Genomic DNA, 15,853 nt, shown 5'->3' with positions numbered 1-15,853 from the left:
TGCCGCGCGAGGCGGGCGAAGTTGGTGGCGCCGGCTGGCGGTCGCGGTTGATGCGCCAGCCGACGCGGTCTCAGGCGGCGCGCTGGCCGGGGATGCCGAGCGCTTCCCAGAGCGGCATGACGCCGATGCCCTGGGGATGGGTCGGGGCGTCGCCGGGGTCGATGTCGCGGTGCCCGGCGGGTGCGTCGACGGCGAGGACGTTGGCCTTGAAGGCGCGCAGCTGGAGGAGCTCGGCGGTCTGGGCGGCGAGTTCGACGTGCATGTCGCCCAGCTCGATGACGACCTGGTCGAGCTCGGCCTTAAGCCGGTTCCGTTCGGCCTTCAGCTCCGACACCTGGGTGGCGAGGTCCATGCCGTCGCACTTGGCGCGGTCGAGGGCCCGCTCGAGCCGGCCGATCTTCTGGATCAGCTGCCGTGGGCTGAGGCGGTGCTTGCCGACGTGCAGCCACGGGATGGTGAGGCTCATGACTCCGCCTCCTCGTCAACGTCCTCGTACTGGGAGGCGCAGCGTCCGCCGTCTTCGACGGCGACGAAGTCGAGGTCACAGCCGGTGCCGCAGTCGGGGCAGCCCCAGCCGTTGCATCCGTCGGCGTCGCATCCGGAGTCGTAGGCGGGCTGTTCGCAGTCGGGGCACCCGCGCTCGTCGGGCGTGGTGTGCGGTCGGTCGGGGGCGAGGAACACGACCTCGGTGATGATCCCTGCGGTCAGTTGGATGGGCTGGCTCACCGCTGGCCCTCCTTCCGGAGTTCAGCTGCGGTGTCCCGCAGGAGGGCGATGGCCTGCTGTTTGCCGTTGCCCTTGTAGTCGCACCAGGCGGCGACGGACGGGGCGGTGATGCGGACCTGGATCGCGGTCTCCGCGGCAGCGACGAGGGGGTCTCCGCCGACGTAGCGGGGTGTGCCGTGGACGGCGATGTTGATTGCGCCGATGACGTCGACCGAGCACTTGTTCAGCGGGAGTCCGTTCTCGGCCTGGGTGGTCGAGTACAGGTAGTGCTTGCAGTAGCCGTTTCGGGCGATCGCGTCGGCGGCGTCTTCGAGGATGTCGTGCAAGGCACGGGTGGTGGTGTGCACGGTCAGTCCTCCTTGGGGAGGTCGCGGAGCATGCGCCAGGCGGCGCGGCGGGCGGGGTCGGTTTCGGCGGCGATGCGCTCGTCGATCCAGGCGCGGTCATCGACGCGGACCGACTGGACGCGCCGCCTGGAGGGCTGGTCGGCGATGATGAGTGCGGCGATGGCGACGAGCAGCAGCACACCGATCGCTGCGATCTGAGGGTTGAGGTCGGCGGGGCTCACGCCGCCGCCTCCTCGTTGAGGCCGAGGGCGCGCTCGAGGATCGCGTTCTCTGCGGCCAGCTGGGCGACTTCGCCCTTCAGGCGCCGTACCTCGGCGAGAAGCCACGGCACGTCGGTGCGGGCGTTTCGGATGAAGGTGGCGTCGTTGTAGGCCTGGGTCTTGTCGTCGCCGTCGGGGAGTTGCCCGATCTGGCGTGTGCAGGTGGTTCCGTGGGTGGTGAGGCGGTGGTCGACGCCGAGGTGGTAGGTGGCGCCGTCGTAGTAGGTGCACCATGTGCCCTGGGTGGCGGCGGCTTCGCGGGCCGTGATCTCGGCGATGCGGTCGGTCATCGGTCCCCCTTGAGGATGTGGAGTTCGTGGCGCCCCCAGAGGTGGAGGGCGAGGCTGATTGCGGCGGCCAGGCAGGCGGCGCGCGGGGTCAGGAGGCGGGTCACGACGCACCCCGCAGGTCGTCGGGGATGTCGAGGTGGCCGGCGACGATGTCGGCACGGACCTGCGGGTCGGTGATCCAAGCGGGGGCCGGGTCGCGGGGTACGAGATCGAGGGACCGGAGCAGCGGGGCCGCAGTCGCAGCCGGCACGACCGGGTGCGCGGTCAGCAGCTCCGAGACCACGACCTCAGTGCGGGTCATGACACGGCCGCCGGGACCACGTCGACGTGGGTGAGGCAGATGCCGCCCGCGTAGCCTGCGACGGACACGACCGGCTCGCCGTGGCCGAGGATCCATGCCGGGGTGCGGGTCACCGTCTCCAGCCGCTCGAAGAAGCTGGGGTTGTTGTCCTCGGGGCGGGTGAGCGGGTAGGCGACGACTGGTGTGCCGATCGGGTAGCGGGCGTTGAACTCGTCCGCGAGGCGCTGGCCCTCCGCCCGGTCCGTCTTGAGCTTGGCCTGGTAGTCGCTCATGCGGCCACCGCCTCGTACACGGGCGTGGCCTGGATCTCGCGGCTGTACCGGTAGCGGAGGCTGGGCGCTTGGGTCTCGCGCCACGCGATCGGGCCGTGGCACTTCCGCATCGGGTCGTGGTACCAGCGGCGCTGCATGGCCTGCTTGCCACAACCAGGGCACTGGATCATCGGACCGAACGGGGAGACGTTCGCGACGAGACTGCGCTCGTAGCTGTCGGCGCGACGCACCTCGAAGCCGCCGTCGATGGGCTGCTCGTCATCGAGATCCGAGAGGTCATCGCTGCCCCAGTTCTCCAGGGCCTCGTCTTCGGTCTCGCCGGGCGCGTTGATGACGTAGACGTTGGTTACCTCGACGACGATCGGCCACCGCCGCTCGTCAAGTCCCCAGGCGCCGCGCTTCCGAGCGACCTCCTCGATCAGCGCCGTGATGCGCGGGTCCAGCTCGTCCTTCGGCACCGGGCGGGGGAACTTCTCGCCGAAGTAGTCGTGGGCGCCCGGGTGGCCGAGCTTCAGCTGGCAGTCGCGGGAGCTGTAGTCCTCGCCGTCGCGGTACAGCGGCTCGTCGCAGTTCATCGGGCGTCTCCGGTGGGCTGGTCGGTGGCGGGTGCCTGGAAGGTGGAAGCGAGGCGGGCGAAGTAGCCGTCGACGACGTCAATGTCGTGACGGTCTGGGTCGTCGACCGGCATGTGGCCGCGCAGGTGCTCGACGCGTTTCCGCTCGACCCGTTCGGCGCGGGCCTGCCGCTTCCGGCGTGCCGCCTCGGCGAGGGCTTTCACCTCGGCCACGACCACCGGCAGCGGCACATCCATGGCCGACGTCGACGACGCAGGCTTCACGCAGCGGACACAGGCCACGTCGTCGCAGTCGTCGACGTGCAGCTCCGGAATGAACTGGCGAGACGGGTCCACCAGGGACAGGAACTCGCGGGCGGTCAGAGGCTCAGACATCACTCCGCCTCCTTCGTGGAGTCGGCCATGAGGGACTTGAACTGGCAGGTGCTGCACGGCTCGCCGTAGGTGTAGCCAGAGCCGCACTTCCGGCACGTCTGGATCGCCGCGGGCGTCACGGCCTCCAGCTCCGCGATGCGGGCCCGCAGGGTCTCCTCCATCTGCGACGCGGCGCGGACCACCCGCTGGTAGTCCTCCTCCGCCAGTGCGGCGGATCGCTTCGCGTCGGCCAGCAGTTCGTCGCGGTAGGCGTCGAGCTTCCTGACGGCCATCTGGCGGTTGCCGTCCTCCTGGACCTTGCCGACCATCGCGAACAGGTACAGCTCGTCGCGAGCCCGCGGCTGCTCGACTTCGGTCTCCGGCTGCTTGTCCCCGGCGGCGGGAGACGGCGAGGCGCTGGGCGGGATGAGTCCGTCGGCCATCAGACGCAGAAGGCCAGCGCACCCCTCAGCAGTGCGGCGCGACCCCGGAATCCAGCGGCCGTCGTGCAGCAGGAAGTCGGCGGCCTCGCGCAGGACCTCGGCGCGGAAGGCGTCAATGAGGCCGTCGACCTTGCGAAACACGGGCGCTGCCTGCTCGTGGCTCATCAGGCTGTTGGTCACGCCCGCCTCGTGCAGCAGGTCGATGATGAAATCGGTCAGCTTGTCGTGGGCGCTCATCGCGAACCACCGGCCTTCACGATCAGGCCCGGGTTGTAGGCGGCGAGCAGCTTGTGGTTCCACGCCAGACGGGCGAGTGCGTCCTCGCGGTCCGACCGGTCCTCGTCCGAGGCCAGCGGGCGGAAGCGGAGCGCCTCACGCTCGGCCGACTCCGCGTCAGCGACCGCCTGCATGATCGGCATCGGCAGACACATCGCGGCCCGGGAGGCGATGGAGTCCGGCACCGGGACGGGCACCTGGGCTGGGACTAGGGAATGGGATACTCGGGACACTGGGTCCTTCTCTCTCTCGCAGTCGTGTTGCGTTGGAGGGGTTGAACTGGGAGGGCCGTCCGTCGCGGTGTGCGAACCCGGCGGCGGCCCGCATAGCCGCTAGGCGGCGATGGGGGACCTGTCGGTGTGGTGCTTGCGGTGGTGGCTGCGCGCCTCGGCCGGTCGCATGTCATGCGCGGCCTGAGCGGCAGCGGACTTAGCCGCCTCTACGGCGGCCCGGTGAAGGCCGGCGAGGTAGGCCTCGACGTCTTCGATGCGGGCGGCGACCTTCTTGCCGATCCGGAAGGTGACCGGTCCCTGGTCGCGCATACGCCACTTGCGGTAGGTGCTGTGGCTGATGCCGAGTCGGGTGGCGATACCGGGTGTGATGACGTTGCCGTCGTCGTCGCGGTAGTCCTCGATCCAGACAGTCCCGTCGGGCGGGGGCTGGATGCTGAGCTTTCGCTCCTGAGGCACGTGGGGCTCCTCTTATGTGGGGGGCGTAGTGGCCCCTTCGGTGGCCTGCTTCGGGATGGGAGCCGCTTCGTTCCATTCCGGAGACGAGGGCGGCGCAAAAAGGACGAGTATGGCGACGCCGACAGCCCCCGCGATGCGGTGGGCGAGTTCGAAGTCGCAATCCCTGCGCTCACCGGTCAGGAGATGTCCGATCAGTGCGTGATGACTGAGACCTACTGCTTCGGCGAGACCTCGGACGCTGTACGGGGTGCCACGGCCGGGGTGATCCATTACCCATCGAAGGATCTTCGGGTCACGGAGTTCATATCGAACGCTCATGGATCTCCATCGGAACGGTTCGGCTCTCGATATGAACAGTGAAGCACATTGGATCCGGATCGTCTACGAATCAGAACGGCTTGATGTGAAGTTTCCGAGGAGTAGCCATATGGCTAGCATCACTCTGTAGACGATTCGTCTTCGAGCGAGGATGGTTGTACGGCCTGGCCTGCGATTTGTAGAGTCAGTGCGGACTACATGAGAGACAGCAGGCGTGAACGAGACCCGAGGAGAAAGCGGCATGGAGGCGACAGCCCCCAAGACCAACCGCCCAAGTGCCTCGTCGGAGCCCCTCCCCGATAACCTCGTCAGGGACATGGACCGCGACGCATTGAGCCAGCTCGTCCGCGACGTCAACGATGACGGCCGCGGCATCTCCTATCAGGCCATGGCCGACAGAGCCGAGGCCGCAGGTCACCCGCTGTCCAAGCCGTACTTCCAGAAGCTGGCCACCAACGCCGTCACGCAGGCCCCCAACCCGGAGCGCCTCCGCGGGATCGCAGCCGGCCTCCAGAAGCCCCTCTCCGTCGTCCAGCGGGCCGCCGCCCAGCAGTACCTGGAGTACCAGGCCACCGAGCTCGCAGGCTATGACGAGGACATCCGCGTGATCGTCGCGCATCTCGCTGGTATGGAGAAGACGGATCGCCGCCGCTGGCAGGCGATGATCGAAGCCGACGAGCGGGCGAAACGAGAGCTGGATTAGGCCATTCGCTGACCTGCGGCTTTCTTCAATCTTGAATTAGGTCACCACAGACAGTTGTGGCTCGGACACAGGGGCGTTACGGTTCCAGATCCGAACACTTTCGCCTCAGGGGACCCCCATCACCCTGCTTGCCCCACGAGGGGGTGGATCTGTGCTGTCCGTTGTCTATGAGCTTGAAGACCTTCCCGAGGACGCTCCGGTTCGTGTGAAGGAGGGCCGGGGATGGATCAAGTACGAGCTGTCCCATGGCCTGTTCGTCCCAGAACATGCAGCCGCCCTCCAAGCCGCCACGGGCGGGCTCATCGCTGGGGGACAGTGGTTCCAGCTATGGAGGGGTGACGTGGTGTCACTCCTGTCCTCCCAGTAGGAGCTGCCGCATGCCCGGGTATATCGAGGACCGCTGGTGGAAGAAGGGGCCCGTAGATCCTGAGACGGGCAAGCGCGGACCGCGGGTCAAGACCGACCGCTTCGGATCGGGCAAGCGGTGGCGGGTCGCCGGCATCCCCGGCGTCCGCGACCGCTCCTTCGAGAACCTGGAGGGCGAGCAGGGCGCCAAAGCCTGGCTGAAGTCCTCAGGGACCGACTCCACTCGCGGCACCTTCTACGATCCGCGCGACGGAAACATGCTGTTGGACGACTACGTCCGCGAGCACTGGTGGCCGCACCTGCGCAAGGCGCCCAGCACCAAGCAGTCCATGAAGCCCCGGGTGTTCAATCACATCCTCGCGCACGCCGGGCACCTGCCGCTGAACCGCATCGGGCATGACGAGATCCGGGCCTGGCTCACCCGTGTTGAGCAGGACATCGACGTCAACACTGTGCGCACCACGTGGCGGCACTTCTCTTCGATCATGCAAGCTGCTCACAAAGCGAAGCGCATCCCCGAGAACCCGTTCCGCGACGAGGATCTGTCGCCGCCCGCGTCGCCACCATCGAAGGCCAAGGCCTGGGCCAGGGAGACCGTGGCTGCTGTCCGGCTTGGGCTCGGCGACCGCTACGGAATTCTGGTCGACCTGAGTGTGGCGGCCGGCCTGCGGCAGGGCGAGTGCTTCGGCTTCTCCCCCGACGACATCAACGGGGAGGAGATCAACGTTGTGCGGCAGGTTGTCCGCATTGACAGTCGTCTCGCCTTCGCTCCCCCGAAGGGCAACAAGACCCGCACGGCCCCGTGCCCTCCGGAGCTGGCCCGCGCCATCAAGGAGTACGCGAACGTCTTCCCGACGGTCGATGTGACCCTGCCCTGGGTTGACCCGGACAGGCCCAACCTCGAGTGGGAGAAGCGTCCGACGCGGACTGTACGGCTCCTTGTGACCACGGCCCGAACGGCTGGGAAAGCGGGCGGAGCGGTGAACCGGACCACGTTCGATGACAAGCAGTGGAAGCCGGCGCTGGCCCGCGCGGGCGTGATTCCGAAGCCGGAGGTCGAGTACGTCCAGGGCAAGGGCAAGAAGCCGTGGAAGCGCGTGAAGTGGGGCATGCCGCGGGAGGACGGCTTCCACGTTCTGCGGCACACGTTCGCTAGCGTGGTGCTGGCTGCGGGTGAGACCATTACTCAGCTGGCCGCGTGGCTGGGTCACTCGGATCCGGCGTTCACGCTGAGGACTTACGTGCACTTCATGCCGAAGTCCGGGAGGCGTGCGCTGGCCGCTCTGGGCGCTTGGATGGCGCCGCCCACGACTCTCCCGATCTCGCCTGACTCTGATTCTCCCCAGATTCTCCCCAGCGATGAACTGGATCAAGGAATCTAGGGTGAAACCCCAGGTCAGAGCCCTGAGCGGCAGACGAGTCGGGCTGTACGCCGGGTTCTGTCGCCCGGAGACCTCGCGGTCGCCGGGGAGACGGCCATCCATCTAGGGCCGGTGTTGCCACCGGCCTCGTGCGGTCTACCCGCGGACTCGGGCGGGCAGCCCTCGATCGTCCGCGCAGGAGCGCCGAGGCGCTCCCTCTTGACCTTGCTCCGGGTGGGGTTTACCTAGCTGTCCAGGTCACCCTGGACACTGGTGGTCTCTTACACCACCGTTTCACCCTTACCGGGGACCGAGGTCCCCGGCGGTCTGCTTTCTGTGGCACTGTCCCGCGGGTCACCCCGGGTGGCCGTTAGCCACCACCCTGCCCTGTGGAGCCCGGACGTTCCTCGGGAGGCTCCCCGAAGGGGCCCCACGCGGCCGTCCGCCCGGCTCGTCTGCCGTGGTGACCATGCTACCCGGCGGCGCGGGCGGCCAGGCGCACGCCGCGGAGGAGCCCTCGCAGAGTCAGAGGAAGGCAGCGGTGTCCAGCTCGAAGGCGAAGGGCTCGGGGAGGGACAGGACCTTGCCGAAGTGGACCGTGCGCCGCTGGAGGTAGTCACCGCTCTCGGGTTCCCCGAAGAGGACGAGCTCCGACCTACCCCGGTCGATCAGCAGATACAGCGGGACGGCGGCCCGGGCGTAGCCGCGTCGCTTGGCCTCGCGGTCCCTGCTCGGGCGGGTGGAGGTCACCTCCATCACCATGGCCACGCCGTCGGCGGGCATCCACGGGTCGGCGCCCCGGAACAGCCGCAGTTCGGCGGGGGCGAAGGTGCCGTCGGGGATCACATGGTCCCGTGAGCAGTCGGGCGCGCTCATCAGCTTGAGGCCCTTGTGCCCGGAGAACTGCATGTCGACGCGGGAGCGTTTGATCACCTCGCTCACGATCAAACCGATGTAGTCCTCGTGGTCCCCGTCCGGCGGCGGTGTCACGACGATCTCCCCCCCGATCAGCTCCGCGCGGAAGCCCTCCGGCGTGCCCAGCGCCAGGAAGCCCTCCAGCAGGACATCCGCCTGCGAGAGCGGTTCATGCGGCATGGCAGTCATGTCGCGCTCCTTCCCCGGTCGCCCGCCAGAATGGGACATCGCCGCACCGCCCGTCCGTGAGATGAGACATCTTCCCTCGATCGTGGCACAGGGCCGTCGGCCCCGAAGGCATTCGCCACCGCTCCGGACGCCTCGCTTGACCTTGCCGCAGCGTCAGGGTTTCTACTGGAGCCATGCGGATCGGAGAGATCGCCGCGCTCGTCGGAGTCACCCCTCGGGCGGTACGGCACTACCACCACCAGGGCCTGCTGCCCGAGCCCGTGCGCCAGCCCAACGGCTACCGGGACTACTCGGTGCGCGACGCCGTGCTGCTGGCGCGGATTCGGCGGCTGACGGAGCTGGGGCTCGGGCTCGACGAGGTGCGGGATGTCATCGCGGACGATGCGGGGCGGGAGCTGATGGAGGTGCTGAAGGAGCTGGACGAGGACCTCGCGCGGCAGCAGGAGCAGCTCGGCGAGCGGCGGCAGCGGCTCGGGGTTCTGCTCGAGCAGGCGCGGGGCGGGCGGGTGACGGCCGAGGGTCCGCTGTCGCCGGAGCTGTCGGCGCTGTTCGAGAACGTGGACGAGGCCATGGCCGGGCGGCCCGCATCCGCGATGGCCGCCAAGGACCGGGAGATCCTCGCCCTGCTGGACACCGTCGCCCCGGGCGACGGGCGCGAGCAGTTGGTCGGGGCGATGCGGCGGCTGACCGAGGGGCCCGAGGCGGTGAAGCGTGTGTACGAGGTGTACGCGCTGCTCGACGCGCTCGCCGACGCCGCACCGGACGACCCCGGCGTGGAGCGGGCGGCACAGGCGCTGGCCGCCGCCATGCCCGACGAGGTGGCGGCGGGGATGACCCACGTCCCCGAGGGCGGGTTCATGGACGCGCTGTACGCCGACTTCTCCGCGGCCCAGGCCGCGGCCGTACGCCGTGGACTGCACCTGGTCCTGGAGCGGCTCCGTTGAGGCCGCTGCTCAGGGGTGTCGCCTACACGGTGATACCCGGCGAACTCGTGCTCGTGGTCTGCCTGTTGGCCGGGGTGCGGCTGCCCGCGCCGGTGCTGGTCGCGGCCGAGGTGGTCGTACTCCTGCTGATCCTGGCCGAAGCCGCCGTCTTCCTGCGGTTGCGCCGCCAGGGCCGTACCTCCCGCCAGGCGCTCGACGAGCTGGTCCCCCGCGCCGTGCTGCGGCTCATCGGGCATGAGCTGCGGCTGATGTGGAGCCTCGTGCTGTGGACTGCGCGGCGGCGGGACGGGGTGGGCCCCGGCGACCGGGCGTTCGGCCATGCCCGTGACGGGGCCGCCCTGCTCCTCGGTTTCGCGTTCGTCTGCGTGGTCGAGACCGTCGGGATGTCGTATCTGCTCGCCGACGTGCCCGTCGTCCACGAGATCGCGCTGGTGCTCGACGTCTACACCGTCGCCTTCGTGCTCGGACTGCACACCGCGTCGGCCACCCGTCCGCATGTGCTCGGCGCGGACACGCTGCGGCTGCGCCAAGCCGCCCATGTCGACGTGCGCATCCCGCTGGAGAGCATCACCACCGTCTCGTACGAGCTGCTCTTCTCCCACGACAAGAAGGAGGAAGGCGTGCTCAACCTCGCCGTCGGCTCGCAGACCTCCCTCACCCTGGAGCTGTCCCGTCCCGTCACGGCCGTCGGGCTGCTGGGGCGGGAACGCGAGGTCCGCACGGTGCGCTGCCACGCCGACGACGCCCGCGCGCTGCTCGCGGCCCTCGCGCGGGCCCGCACCCCGGCGTGAGCGGTACGAGGCACGACTACCCTGGCCCGGGGGCCGCACCCCGCACCCCGTCGTCGCGTACGTACCCGAGGAGAACCACCGTGCTCGTGCTGTTGCCGCCGTCGGAGGGCAAGGCCGCTTCGGGCCGGGGGGCGCCGCTGAAGCCGGAGTCCCTGTCGCTGCCCGGACTGGCCGGGGCGCGGGCGGCGGTGCTCAGCGAGCTGGTGGAGCTGTGCCGGGCCGACGAGGACAAGGCCCGGGACGTACTCGGCCTCAGCGAGGGGCTGCGCGGGGAGATCGCGAAGAACACCCTGCTGGAGACGGCCGGGGCACGTCCGGCAGGGGAGATCTACACAGGCGTGCTGTACGACGCCCTCGGCCTCGCCACCCTCGACGCTGCGGGGCGCCGCAGGGCCCGCGCGTCGCTGCTGGTCTTCTCGGGGCTGTGGGGCGCGGTCCGTGTGGACGACCGCATCCCCTCGTACCGCTGCTCGATGGGCGTGAAGCTGCCGGGCCTCGGGTCGCTGGGAGCACACTGGCGGACCCCGCTCGCCTCCGTGCTGCCCGAAGCCGCCGGCGACGGACTGGTCCTGGACCTGCGGTCATCGGCGTATGCCTCGGCCTGGCGCCCCAAGGGCGAGCTCGCCGGGCGCACGGCGACGGTGCGGGTACTGCACTCCCAGGTCGACCCGTCGACCGGAGTCGAGAAACGATCCGTCGTCTCCCACTTCAACAAGGCGACGAAGGGCCGCATCGTGCGCAGCCTGCTGGAGACCGGTACGGCGCCGAAGGACCCCGCCTCGCTGGTGGAGGCGCTGCGGGACCTCGGCTACTCGGTGGAGGCGAAGGCCCCGGGGAAGGCGGGCAAGGCCTGGGAGCTCGACGTGATCGTGACCGAGATCCACTGAGGGCCTTCGCGGGGGCGCTGCGTTTCCGGTGGACCGCGCCCCTCCCCCAGGCCTGCGGCCCTGCCCGATACCCCCAGCGCCCCAGGGCAGACAGGCCACTCGAGCCTCGCCCAACCCCCGTCTGCCCGGCGCCTGACGGCGGACACCCCAGGCGCCGCAGGCGGAGCGCGGCCTGCGATCCCAGGCTCACCCAACCTCCCACAACCCAGCCCGCCCGGCGTTTGAGGGCGGACACTCCGGGTGCCGCAGCGGAGTGCGGCCCACCGTGCACCCCCGAACCCAAGGGGGTGCGGGCACAGCGGACGTCCGCCCCGCACCCCGCCGGGGCTCAGCGCAGGTGCGAGGTCTCGTTCAGGAGGCGCACCGACGCGTTCCCGTCCGCGTAGTACGACACCGCCGACAACGACGCCGCGTCCAGCTCCATCCGGAACAGCGCCTCCGGAGGCGCCCCCAGTGCCAGCCGGACGAGCTGCTTGATCGGGGTCACGTGCGTGACGAGCAGGACCGTCCGGCCCTGGTACTCCGCCACCAGCCGGTCCCTCGTCGCGGCGACTCGGCGGCCGACCGTGGCGAAGCTCTCGCCGCCGCCCGTGGGGGCCGCCTTCGGGGAGGCGAGCCAGGCGTCGAGGTCGGACGGGAACTGCTCGCGGACCTCCGCGAAGGTCAATCCCTCCCAGGCGCCGAAGTCGGCCTCGCGCAGGCCCTCGTCCACGCGGACCTCGAGTCCGAGGCGGGCGCCCACGGCCGCGGCCGTCTGACGGCAGCGCCGCATCGGGGACGAGACGATGTGCTGGATCCTGCCGCGCGCGGCGAACGCCGTCGCCGCAGCCTCGGCCTGGCGCAGTCCGGCCTCGGACAGCTCCGGGTCGGTGCCCCCACTGCCCGAGAAGCGCTTCTCGGGGGTCAGCGGCGTCTCTCCGTGCCGCAGCAGCACGAAGGTGGCCGGCGGCCCCAGGTCCGCGGGCCCCCAGCCGACGGCCGGGGCGTCCTCGTCGGCGTCGGCCGGGGCCGTACGGACGGAAGCGACAGAATCGGCAGACGCGACCGACACGCCGACAGCCGCACCGCGCCCCGTCGCCACGCCCGCCTCGGACAGTGCCGCCCTGGCCTTCGCCGCGCCTGCCGCCGCGTCACCCACGACCCGTGCCGCACCCACGTCAGTGGCTATCGCCGCCCGGGACGCGGAGGGCTCCCACTGGCGCCCCTGCTTCCCCGCGTCCATCGCCTCATTGGCCAGCCGGTCGGCGTGCTTGTTCTTCTCGCGCGGGATCCACTCGTAACGGACCTGCCCCGTCGGGAGGATCCGCGCCGCCTCGGCGGCGAGCGGCTTCATGCCGGGGTGCTTGATCTTCCAGCGGCCCGACATCTGCTCCACGACCAGCTTGGAGTCCATCCGGACCCGCACCGACGCGCCGGGAGCCAGCTCCTTCACCGCCGTGAGGCCCGCGATCAGACCGCGGTACTCCGCGACGTTGTTCGTCGCGACCCCGATGTACTCGGCGCGCTCCGCGAGCGCTTCCCCCGTCGCCGGGTCGAGCACGACCGCGCCGTAGCCGGCGGGGCCGGGGTTGCCCCGGGAGCCGCCGTCCGCCTCGACGATCAGCTCGCGCATCAGAGGCTCGCCCATCAGAGGCCGGACTCCGGGGTACGGACGAGGATGCGGCGGCAGTTCTCGCAGCGCACCACGGTGTCGGGCGCGGCGGCCCGCACCTCGTTGAGCTCGGTGATGTTGAGCTCGATGTGGCAGCCCTCGCAGCGGCGCTGGAAGAGCCGGGCCGCGCCGACCCCGCCCTGCTGCCCGCGCAGCTTCTCGTACAGCTTCATCAGGTCCGCGGGCACGGTCCCGGCGACGACCTCGCGCTCCTTGGCGACGGACGTGGCGTCGCCGTCGATCTCCTCGAAGGCGGCGTCCCGGCGGCCCGTCGCGTCGTCCGTCTTCGCCTGCACGGACGAGACCCGGCCGGTCAGCTCGGTGACCCGCTCCTGGGCGGACTCGCGGCGCTCCATGACCTCAAGGACGACGTCCTCGAGGTCGCCCTGCCGCTTGGCGAGCGAGGCGATCTCCTTCTGGAGGTTCTCCAGGTCCTTCGGGGAGGTGATCGCGCCCGAGTCGAGGCGCTGCTGGTCACGGGCGGACCGCTGGCGCACCTGGTCGACGTCCTGCTCGGCCTTGGTCTGCTCGCGGGCGCAGTCGCTCTCCTCCGTCTGCGCGGCGACGAGCAGGTCGCGCAGCTGCGAGAGGTCCTTGTTCAGCGACTCCAGCTCGGCGTGCTCGGGCAGCGACTTCCGCTTGTGGGCGAGCTGCGACAGTCGTACGTCGAGGGCCTGGACGTCGAGGAGTCGGATCTGGTCGGCGGGCGCGGCGTTCAGTTGGGGGCTCCAGAGGTGTGGTGGGAGGACCAGGGGTCGGTGACCGTCTTCGAGACACGGACCCGCAGGTCCCAACCATGGCGGTCGGAGATCTCGTCGAGCTGTGCGGCGGCCTGCTCGCACCAGGGCCATTCGGTGGCCCAGTGGGCGGCGTCGATCAGGCCGAGGTTTGACTGCGCTGACTGCGCTGACTGCTGGGTGGCTTCGGAGACCGGGTGGTGGCGCAGGTCTGCGGTGAGGTACGCGTCCACGCCCGACGCCCGTACGAGGTCGAACAGGCTGTCGCCCGAACCACCGCTGACGGCAACCCGGCGCACGGTCGCCTCGGGGTCTCCGGCGACCCGGATGCCCTGCGCGGTGGCGGGCAGCCGCTTGGCGGCGCGCGCAGCGAACTCCCGCAGGGTTTCCGGGTGGTCGAGCTCGCAGATGCGGCCGAGCCCGGTCTCGGGGTCGAGCGGTCCGGTGACCCGCAGGTCGAGCGCGCCGGCGAGGGCGTCGGAGACCCCGGGGTCGGCGGTGTCGGCGTTGGTGTGCGCGACATGCAGGGCGATGTCGTGCTTGATGAGGCTGTGCACGACCCGGCCCTTGAAGTGGGATGCGGCGACCGTCGTCGTACCGCGCAGGTAGAGCGGGTGATGGGTGACGATCAGGTCCGCGCCGAGGGCGATCGCCTCGTCGGCGATCTCCTGGACCGGGTCGACGGCGAAGAGCACGCGGGTCACATCGGCGTCGGGCTCTCCGCAGACCGTGCCGACGGCGTCCCAGTGTTCGGCCCGCTCAGGGGGCCAGAGGGCGTCGAGCGCGGCGATGACTTCAGACAGACGGGGCACGGAGGCAAGGCTACCCGCCCCCCGAGGCCGGCGGTCCTGTGCCTGCCTGCTGCGCGACCGTGGAAAGCACGCGCAGCACAAACGTCCCGCCACACTCAGGCGAACGGAAACATGGCCACACGTATGTGTGAAGAGAGCCCTCACGCATTGTTCGGCAGGAAGTCCGAAACCTAGCGTTCGGTGCCGTGGAGGTGACGAACCGATGACAGCGTGTGCCATCGAGGAGGCCGTATCCGGGGACAGCCCCGGGGGCGGTCTCGAGGACGGTTTCGAGGACGACGACGCCGTACGGGAAGCCCTGCGGCTCCCGGAGACCCGGTTCACGCTCAGCGCGGACGGCTGCTACGCGGCGCGCCTCGCGGGGACGGGAGAGGCGCGGTACGCGGAGCGGTGGACGCTCGACGGACCCGAGCCCTACACCGTCGCGCTTCCCCTCGGGCAGCCCGAGGAGCCCGACTCCGAGGTGGCGCCGATGGCCGACGGGCGCGTACTGATCCGGCGGCGGATCGCCGGACGGCAGGCGTTCTCGTTGCTGTACCCCACAGGACCGGGCACGGGAGAGCTGCTCCTGGGAGTGGTCGATGCGCCCGCGATGACCTTGGTCCCGCCGTCTCCCGACGGCAACTGCCTGTACGCCCTGGCTCCGGGCGAGCGGACGACGGCCGTATGGCGCGTGGCGGGCGGAGCGTTCGGCGCCGTGCGGGTCGCCGAGGTGCCGGGGCGCTGCTCGGGCGGGGTGTGGCTGGACCGCGGAGGCCGGATACTGGCGCTCGACAGGGAGCTGGGCGGGGTCACCAAGGCGGTGACGGTGGACCTGGAGCGCGGCGGTGAGGTGAACCCGCTGCTCCAGATCACCGAGGACAGCAACGACCGGCTGCTCCTCGCCGACCCGGAGAGTGGTCTCCTCCTGATCCGTTCGGACGCGGCGGGCCACGACCGCCTGGGCTGGGGCGTACTCGGCAGTCGACAGCCGGTGCGGTTCCCCGAGTGCCTGCGGCTGGCGGACGCGGCGGTGACCCCGTTCGCGATCCAGCCCGGCCAGGTCCTCAGCCCGGAGAACTGCGCCGTGGCCCTGCGGATCGACGCGGCGGCGGGCAGTTGGCTGGGGGTCTGGCGGCCCACGGCGCGGCGAATGGTCCAACTCAGTGCCCCGGAAGGCTGGTTGCCGGGAGCCGGGACATGGACCCGACAGGGCGAGCTGCACCTTCCCTGCACGACGACCCAGACGCCCTGCGCGGTGACCTCGGTACCGATGCCCGAGCTCCCGGACCGACCCCTCGCGCCCGCGGTCCCCATCCCGTCCACGCATGCTGAACCCGCAGGTGGGGCGGGCCGCGCAGGCGACGACACCGGTGCACACGCCGTCGCCTGCAAACCCGTACCGCTTCAGCAGGCGGCCCTCGTAGGGCGTCTGACGCCTGGTTAGACTTTTCGGCCAGGGGCTACGCAGCCTCACCGTCCGGACGCGGACGGTGAGGTTCCCCGCGACAGGACACCAGCGATGAACGACGGGGTGAACTTCCCACATGTCTGAAGCCCGAACCGACCCGACCCAGGCGCGACCGCAGGGGCCGGCCGCGGACCAGGCCGAAGCAGGCGGCGGCGCCGGAAAGCCCGGAAAGCACCGAGGGGGTGCCGCGCCATCGG

General features: G+C 70.4%; 22 protein-coding genes and 1 other RNA gene. 6 read left to right on the top strand and 17 right to left on the bottom strand.

The genetic code is table 11. The features are described from left to right. Positions 1-70: 70 nt before the first annotated feature. From ACFV6V_RS01890 to ACFV6V_RS01835, 12 genes are all read right to left on the bottom strand, one after another. The gene (locus ACFV6V_RS01890) at positions 71-466 is read right to left on the bottom strand and encodes a hypothetical protein (protein ID WP_385557587.1); all 396 of its coding nucleotides are present in this window, start codon (positions 464-466) and stop codon (positions 71-73) included. After that, positions 463-726, bottom strand: coding sequence for a hypothetical protein (locus tag ACFV6V_RS01885; RefSeq protein WP_385557584.1), 264 nt, complete (start codon positions 724-726; stop codon positions 463-465). The genes ACFV6V_RS01890 and ACFV6V_RS01885 overlap by 4 nt, the downstream gene beginning before the upstream one ends. Then, positions 723-1,073: a hypothetical protein gene (locus ACFV6V_RS01880; RefSeq protein ID WP_385557582.1), complete on the bottom strand. Its 351-nt coding sequence runs from the start codon at positions 1,071-1,073 to the stop codon at positions 723-725. The genes ACFV6V_RS01885 and ACFV6V_RS01880 overlap by 4 nt, the downstream gene beginning before the upstream one ends. Positions 1,074-1,075: 2 nt before the next feature. After that, complete coding sequence (locus ACFV6V_RS01875; RefSeq protein ID WP_385557579.1) at positions 1,076-1,294, bottom strand: hypothetical protein; 219 nt, start codon at positions 1,292-1,294, stop codon at positions 1,076-1,078. Further along, positions 1,291-1,623, bottom strand: a complete 333-nt coding sequence (locus ACFV6V_RS01870; RefSeq protein WP_385557576.1) for a hypothetical protein — start codon at positions 1,621-1,623, stop codon at positions 1,291-1,293. The genes ACFV6V_RS01875 and ACFV6V_RS01870 overlap by 4 nt, the downstream gene beginning before the upstream one ends. Positions 1,624-1,723: 100 nt before the next feature. Continuing rightward, positions 1,724-1,924, bottom strand: coding sequence for a hypothetical protein (locus tag ACFV6V_RS01865; protein WP_385557573.1), 201 nt, complete (start codon positions 1,922-1,924; stop codon positions 1,724-1,726). After that, positions 1,921-2,196 carry a hypothetical protein gene (locus tag ACFV6V_RS01860; protein ID WP_385557570.1) on the bottom strand — a complete coding sequence of 92 codons (276 nt, stop codon included), beginning with the start codon at positions 2,194-2,196 and terminating at the stop codon, positions 1,921-1,923. Before ACFV6V_RS01860 ends, ACFV6V_RS01865 begins: the two co-directional genes overlap by 4 nt. Beyond that, entirely contained in the window at positions 2,193-2,771 is a 579-nt protein-coding gene (locus ACFV6V_RS01855; RefSeq protein WP_385557567.1) for a hypothetical protein, read from the bottom strand. The genes ACFV6V_RS01860 and ACFV6V_RS01855 overlap by 4 nt, the downstream gene beginning before the upstream one ends. Continuing rightward, positions 2,768-3,145 (bottom strand): hypothetical protein, encoded by a 378-nt coding sequence (locus ACFV6V_RS01850; RefSeq protein WP_385557564.1) that lies wholly within the window; start codon positions 3,143-3,145, stop codon positions 2,768-2,770. Before ACFV6V_RS01850 ends, ACFV6V_RS01855 begins: the two co-directional genes overlap by 4 nt. After that, a complete protein-coding gene (locus ACFV6V_RS01845; protein WP_385557561.1) occupies positions 3,145-3,804 on the bottom strand; it encodes a hypothetical protein in 660 nt (219 codons plus the stop codon). Before ACFV6V_RS01845 ends, ACFV6V_RS01850 begins: the two co-directional genes overlap by 1 nt. After that, positions 3,801-4,028, bottom strand: coding sequence for a hypothetical protein (locus ACFV6V_RS01840; RefSeq protein WP_385557558.1), 228 nt, complete (start codon positions 4,026-4,028; stop codon positions 3,801-3,803). Before ACFV6V_RS01840 ends, ACFV6V_RS01845 begins: the two co-directional genes overlap by 4 nt. Positions 4,029-4,175: 147 nt before the next feature. Continuing rightward, on the bottom strand, positions 4,176-4,532 hold the full coding sequence (locus ACFV6V_RS01835) for a helix-turn-helix transcriptional regulator (protein ID WP_385557555.1): 357 nt from the start codon (positions 4,530-4,532) through the stop codon (positions 4,176-4,178). A 559-nt stretch (positions 4,533-5,091) separates the two neighbouring features. On the opposite strand from ACFV6V_RS01835, the gene ACFV6V_RS01830 reads away from it, so the two are divergent. Then, a complete protein-coding gene (locus ACFV6V_RS01830) occupies positions 5,092-5,553 on the top strand; it encodes a hypothetical protein (protein WP_385557552.1) in 462 nt (153 codons plus the stop codon). Positions 5,554-5,930: 377 nt separating this feature from the next. Continuing rightward, complete coding sequence (locus ACFV6V_RS01825) at positions 5,931-7,301, top strand: tyrosine-type recombinase/integrase (protein ID WP_385557549.1); 1,371 nt, start codon at positions 5,931-5,933, stop codon at positions 7,299-7,301. Positions 7,302-7,331: 30 nt separating this feature from the next. On the opposite strand, the gene rnpB is transcribed toward ACFV6V_RS01825, so the two are convergent. Both rnpB and ACFV6V_RS01815 read right to left on the bottom strand, forming a co-directional pair. After that, an RNA gene (rnpB, locus tag ACFV6V_RS01820) (RNase P RNA component class A) lies at positions 7,332-7,734 on the bottom strand. Between the two features lie 71 nt (positions 7,735-7,805). Next, positions 7,806-8,384, bottom strand: coding sequence for a Uma2 family endonuclease (locus ACFV6V_RS01815; protein ID WP_385557546.1), 579 nt, complete (start codon positions 8,382-8,384; stop codon positions 7,806-7,808). Positions 8,385-8,557: 173 nt separating this feature from the next. Between ACFV6V_RS01815 and ACFV6V_RS01810 the strand changes: the two genes are divergently transcribed. The 3 genes from ACFV6V_RS01810 to yaaA all read left to right on the top strand — a co-directional run bounded on the left by ACFV6V_RS01810 (position 8,558) and on the right by yaaA (position 11,006). Then, positions 8,558-9,328 carry a MerR family transcriptional regulator gene (locus ACFV6V_RS01810; protein WP_385557543.1) on the top strand — a complete coding sequence of 257 codons (771 nt, stop codon included), beginning with the start codon at positions 8,558-8,560 and terminating at the stop codon, positions 9,326-9,328. Further along, on the top strand, positions 9,325-10,119 hold the full coding sequence (locus tag ACFV6V_RS01805; RefSeq protein ID WP_385557540.1) for a hypothetical protein: 795 nt from the start codon (positions 9,325-9,327) through the stop codon (positions 10,117-10,119). Before ACFV6V_RS01810 ends, ACFV6V_RS01805 begins: the two co-directional genes overlap by 4 nt. A gap of 80 nt (positions 10,120-10,199) precedes the next feature. Beyond that, on the top strand, positions 10,200-11,006 hold the full coding sequence (yaaA, locus tag ACFV6V_RS01800; protein ID WP_385557537.1) for a peroxide stress protein YaaA: 807 nt from the start codon (positions 10,200-10,202) through the stop codon (positions 11,004-11,006). Between the two features lie 328 nt (positions 11,007-11,334). Here yaaA and ACFV6V_RS01795 read toward each other — a convergent pair whose 3' ends face one another. Genes ACFV6V_RS01795 through ACFV6V_RS01785 form a run of 3 tightly spaced genes read right to left on the bottom strand, consistent with a single transcriptional unit; the run spans position 11,335 to position 14,206 of the window. Continuing rightward, complete coding sequence (locus ACFV6V_RS01795; RefSeq protein WP_385557867.1) at positions 11,335-12,618, bottom strand: bifunctional RNase H/acid phosphatase; 1,284 nt, start codon at positions 12,616-12,618, stop codon at positions 11,335-11,337. 14 nt (positions 12,619-12,632) lie between these two features. Then, positions 12,633-13,376, bottom strand: coding sequence for a zinc ribbon domain-containing protein (locus ACFV6V_RS01790; RefSeq protein WP_385557865.1), 744 nt, complete (start codon positions 13,374-13,376; stop codon positions 12,633-12,635). Continuing rightward, positions 13,373-14,206: a Nif3-like dinuclear metal center hexameric protein gene (locus tag ACFV6V_RS01785; RefSeq protein ID WP_385557535.1), complete on the bottom strand. Its 834-nt coding sequence runs from the start codon at positions 14,204-14,206 to the stop codon at positions 13,373-13,375. The genes ACFV6V_RS01790 and ACFV6V_RS01785 overlap by 4 nt, the downstream gene beginning before the upstream one ends. 202 nt (positions 14,207-14,408) lie before the next feature. Here ACFV6V_RS01785 and ACFV6V_RS01780 point away from each other — a divergent pair, with 202 nt between their 5' ends. Then, complete coding sequence (locus tag ACFV6V_RS01780) at positions 14,409-15,632, top strand: hypothetical protein (protein ID WP_385557532.1); 1,224 nt, start codon at positions 14,409-14,411, stop codon at positions 15,630-15,632. The last annotated feature ends 221 nt before the right edge of the window (positions 15,633-15,853 follow it).

It is taken from the genome of Streptomyces sp. NPDC059828, assembly GCF_042731955.1.
GTDB lineage: Bacteria > Actinomycetota > Actinomycetes > Streptomycetales > Streptomycetaceae > Streptomyces.
This window is presented reverse-complemented; position numbering and strand designations above follow the sequence as displayed.